Genomic DNA, 4,400 nt, shown 5'->3' with positions numbered 1-4,400 from the left:
GGGGGACACTGTCCGGGCGTCGGCCCGGCCCGGCCACCGCGGCTGCCGAGACGGCCCGCGCCGACGCCCGGACAGTGTCCCCCGGCTTGCCCTCCAGCTTGTCCCCCGACTTGCCCCCCGGCCTGGCGGCCCATGGGAGCGGATCCGCCGCCGGGCCCCCGGCCGCGGTGGGCGCGCCCGCCACGGTGGTGGGCCCACGCAGGCCGGCGCGGTTGCTCTCGTCCACCCTCACCCGTGTCCTGTCGGTCGAGGAGGAAGTCGGTGAACTGCTGGCGCAGCTCGTCGACGCGCTGCCGTCGTCCGGGGCGGGCCTCGTACGGCGCAGCCGTAACCGGGCGGGAACGGCGGAGGTGGTGGCAGCCTTCGGGTCGACCGGTTCGGAGCGGGACGCCCGCCGCATCCCGCTGGACTCCCGTGACGGGACCGTCGGAGAACTGTTGCTGTGGTCACCAGGCCTCCCGGCGTCCACCGGCAGGGCACCCACCGGTGCGGCCCGCGTGTGCCAGCTCGACGACGACGCGGGCGGCATCCACGACGACGCCATCCATGGCGATGCTCATCGCGATATCCATGGTGCCGTCCGTGACGACATGGATGGCGCTGTCCACGGCGACCTCGAGGAACGGATCCAGCTGGTCGCCCGTTGGATGGCGCTGGCGCTCGGCGGTGCCCATCTGCGGCGTGTCGAGGAACGCCGGATCGGCATGCTGTCCTTCCTGGCCGAGGCATCCGACCTGCTCGCGGGCAGCCTCGACACCGACCGGAGCCTGGCCCTGCTCGCACGCCTGCCAGTGCCCCGGCTGGCCCGCTGGTGCACGGTCCACCTGTTGCGCGACGACGGTGCGATCAAGCTGGCCGCCGTCGGCCATGTGGACGAGGCCGCGGCCGGTGCCCTGTCCGCCTGGGCGGACGACCCGGTCGGGACGCTGGTCGCTCACGTGCAGGCGGCGCTCACCGACACCGTGCGGGTCGCCACCGTCGACGGCGCGCCCACCGTCATCGCCGCGATGCGTGCCCGCCGCCGGGTGCTGGGCGTGCTGACCCTCGGCCGCGCCGCCGGGAACAACTTCGAGGCCGACGAGATCGAACTGCTCACCGATCTGGCCCGCCGCGCGGCCTTCACGGTCGACAACGCCCGCCTGTTCCGCCAGCAGGTGGAGGTGGCCGGCGAGTTACAGGCCGGACTGCTGCCGCCCGAACTGCCCCACATCGACGGGATCGAGCTCGGTTCGTCCTACCGCTCGGCACGGGCCGGCCTGGAGGTCGGCGGTGACTTCTTCGACCTCGTCCCGGATCCGGACGGCGGCTGGACGATCATCATCGGGGATGTCTGCGGCAAGGGCGCGGAAGCCGCCAACGTCACCGGGGTCGCGCGGGCCGTGCTACGGCTGCTGGCCGGCCAGCGCCACAACCTGCCCGACATCATGATGGATCTCAACCGGGCGTTGCGGGACACCTCCAGCTACCCGAACCCCGCTGGTCAGGGACGTTTCTGCACGCTCGCGGCGGCCCAACTGCGGCCCGCTGGCGAACTCGGCCCCCCGAGCGAGCCGGGCCCGCCGGCGGACGAGCCGGGGTGGTCAGGCGGTCCCCGGCCGTCGGGGGCGCGCGGTCCCACCGGCCTGGCGCGGCCGGCTGCCCGATCCGAAGCGCGGTCGGTCGAACGGGTGGTCTCGATCTGCATGGCCGGGCATCCGCTGCCGGTTCTCGTCCGGGCGGACGGGACGGCCGTGTTCGTCGCGCAACCGGGAACGCTGTTGGGGGTCCTCGACGACGAGGATGCGATCTTTCCCGAGGTGCGGGTGTCGCTGCGGGCCGGGGACGCGCTCGTCCTGTACACCGACGGAGTCGTCGAGGCACGCCGCGGCCGGGAACTCTTCGGCGAGGAGCGGCTGCTGGCCACCCTGCGCGGCTGCGCCGGGATGTCCGCCCAGGGGATCGCGGAGCGGCTGCGGGCGGCTGCCGAGCGGTTTGCCGGCGGCCGGCTGCGCGACGACGTCGCGGTGCTCGCGGCCCGCATACCAACATGACACTCCGCGATCCAGTGAAACCTTTCCACCGGAGATCGCGACGGAAGCAAGCGATACCGTTACCGTACGTCATAAAGACTACCCGGCATCCGCCCGTTGACCGTGAAAGACCGGAAGTGCTTGGAATAGCCGGCCTGTGGGTAGACGTACAGGGATGTCATCACATCGGATTCGGTGATCAATGAATACACAGACGGGGTGGAAAAGGACATGATGACCCGCGCGTCGTCGTTGCGCCCCTCGGCCACGCACATGCTGGTCGAGCTGCCCTACGTGCCCGCGGCCGTCCCGCAGGCACGCCGTGCGCTCAGGGAGCAGCTCGCCCGCACGAATCTGTCCGAGGAAGCCGTCGGGACAGCGGAACTCCTGGTCAGCGAACTGGTCACGAACGCGGTCAAATACGGCAAGCCACCCGTCTGGCTGTTGCTCGAACTACGGCCAGGCCTCGTACACGCCTCTGTCTCGGACACGTCTGTCGTGCTACCGCAGCGGCAGCAGGTGGATCTCGGCAGCGAGGGCGGCCGTGGCCTGCTCGTCCTGGACGCTCTCGCCGGTAGCTGGGGCGCGGTGGCGGTGGACTCGGGGAAGTACCTCTGGTTCGACCTACCCGTCCAGTCGTGAGCTGAACGCGCGTGCAGTTGCCACCGTCGGCCGGCCGGCTGCACGCCCTGCCCGTCAGCCGGCTGCCCGCGGCAACGCTGCACTGGCTACGCGGCGCCCTCGGAGCACGCGGCGGCGCTCCCGGCCGATCCGCTCATCCCCCGGATGCTCCCACCGCCTCAGCGGCCTTCACCGGGGCCTTCACCGGCGTACAGCCTTTCGCCGGGGCGTACGCCGATCCGATCAGTGCGTACATCTACGATCTTGACGTCGCAGCCGGTAACGCCGCCCGGCTGAAAGCCGCGTTACCGCCATGGGCCGCGATCTTCTATGCGGTGAAGGCAAACGGCTACCCGCCGGTCCTCGACGCCCTCGCCGCTGGCCACGGCCACGGCCACGGCGCCCAGCAGGCCCACAGCGCCCAGCACACCGGCAGCACCGGGCGCAGCCTCCCCACCGGCCAGGGGGTGGACGGTTTCGAGGTCGCCTCCAGCCATGAGATCCAGCTCGCGCTGGACAGCGCCCAGCGGATCGGGCGGCCTGCCCGCATCGTCGTCTCCGGCCCGGGGAAGTCCGTCCCGCTGCTGGCCACGCTCGTCGAGGCCGCCAGGGCCGGCGCCGAGATGACCGTCAACGTCGAAAGCCCCGGTGAGCTGCGCCGGCTGAACCACGTCGCGGGCCGGGCGGGCCGCCAGATACCGGTCACGCTGCGGGTCAACCCGTCCCGGGTGGCCCTCGCCGGCTCGCTGCGGATGGGCGGGGAGGCCAGCGCCTTCGGGATACCCGAGGCGGACGTCCCCGACGTCCTGGCCATCGCCCGGTCACTGCCCTGGGTCGACGTGGCCGGCTTCCACGTCCACGCCGTGTCCGGGAACCTCGACGCCGCCGCGCACCTGGACTACGTCCGCTGGTGTCTGGGGTACGCGGCCGACACGGCCGCCGCGCACGGCGTCGACCTGCGGGTCGTCGACGTCGGCGGCGGGCTGGGGGTGCCCTTCGAGCCGGACCGGCGCGGCGAATGCCCCTTCGACCTGGACGCCTTCGCCGCCGGCCTGCGGGCGACACCGGTCCCGGCCGGGGTACGGGTGCTGTTCGAGCCGGGACGCTGGCTGGTCGCCGACTGCGGCGCGTACGCGGCCGAGGTCACCGACGTCAAACACGCCCACGGCACCGACTTCGTGGTGCTGCGGGGCGGCATCCACCACTTCCAGCTGCCGGCGTCCTGGGAGATCGTGCACAACTTCGGGGTCGTCGCGGTGGACGACTGGCCGTACGACTTCCCGCGCCCCGACGTCGCCGGACGGCCGGTGACCGTGGTCGGCGAGCTGTGCACGCCCGAGGACACCCTCGCCCGCGACATCACCGTGGACGCGGTACGCGCGGGCGACATAGTGGTCTTCCCGATGGCCGGCGCCTACGGATACGAGTTCGCCATGCAGGGGTTCCTGGGGCATCCGCCACCGGTACGGGTCGCGGTGTCGCGGGACTCGGGCGGTGGCTTCACCCACGTCCACACAAGTTCGACGCACCACACAGGTTCGACGCGGCACGGCCCGGCACACGGCGGCTCGACCTACACCGTCTCTTCGACCCATACCAGCTCGACGTCCACCGGCTCGGCCCACACGAGCTCGACGCACACCAGCTCGACGCACACCAGCTCGACGCACACCGGGGGCTCCCACAGCACCTGGACCACCCGACGTGACGAGCGGACGTGACTTTCGTGGCCTCCGCAGCTCACATGGCCCGTGCAACCCGTGCAACCCG

3 protein-coding genes and 1 pseudogene are annotated in these 4,400 nt (G+C 72.0%); 3 read left to right on the top strand and 1 reads right to left on the bottom strand.

Translation table 11 applies throughout. From position 1 onward, the window contains the following. Positions 1–226, bottom strand: a pseudogene (locus CM1CMNOD_RS22185) (hypothetical protein); the annotation flags it as partial. Between CM1CMNOD_RS22185 and CM1CMNOD_RS03130 the strand changes: the two are divergent. The 3 genes from CM1CMNOD_RS03130 (at position 213) to CM1CMNOD_RS03120 (ending at position 4,351) form a co-directional block, all read left to right on the top strand. Then, a complete protein-coding gene (locus CM1CMNOD_RS03130; RefSeq protein WP_242625429.1) occupies positions 213–2,030 on the top strand; it encodes a PP2C family protein-serine/threonine phosphatase in 1,818 nt (605 codons plus the stop codon). The pseudogene CM1CMNOD_RS22185 and the gene CM1CMNOD_RS03130 sit on opposite strands and share 14 nt — an antisense overlap. Positions 2,031–2,240: 210 nt before the next feature. Next, the gene (locus CM1CMNOD_RS03125) at positions 2,241–2,651 is read left to right on the top strand and encodes an ATP-binding protein (protein WP_043604699.1); all 411 of its coding nucleotides are present in this window, start codon (positions 2,241–2,243) and stop codon (positions 2,649–2,651) included. 11 nt (positions 2,652–2,662) lie between these two features. Continuing rightward, positions 2,663–4,351, top strand: coding sequence for an alanine racemase (locus tag CM1CMNOD_RS03120; RefSeq protein WP_013872218.1), 1,689 nt, complete (start codon positions 2,663–2,665; stop codon positions 4,349–4,351). The last annotated feature ends 49 nt before the right edge of the window (positions 4,352–4,400 follow it).

The sequence above is a fragment of the Protofrankia symbiont of Coriaria myrtifolia genome (genome assembly GCF_900634755.1).
GTDB classification, from domain to species: Bacteria; Actinomycetota; Actinomycetes; order Frankiales; family Frankiaceae; genus Protofrankia; species Protofrankia coriariae.
Note: the sequence above shows the minus strand (reverse complement) of the source record. Positions and strands in the feature narration are given on the sequence as shown.

What these genes read in the sequence shown, in the direction of transcription:
- CM1CMNOD_RS03125 (WP_043604699.1), top strand. Translation starts at nt 2,241, where the DNA reads ATGATGACCCGCGCGTCGTCGTTGCGCCCCTCGGCCACGCACATGCTG.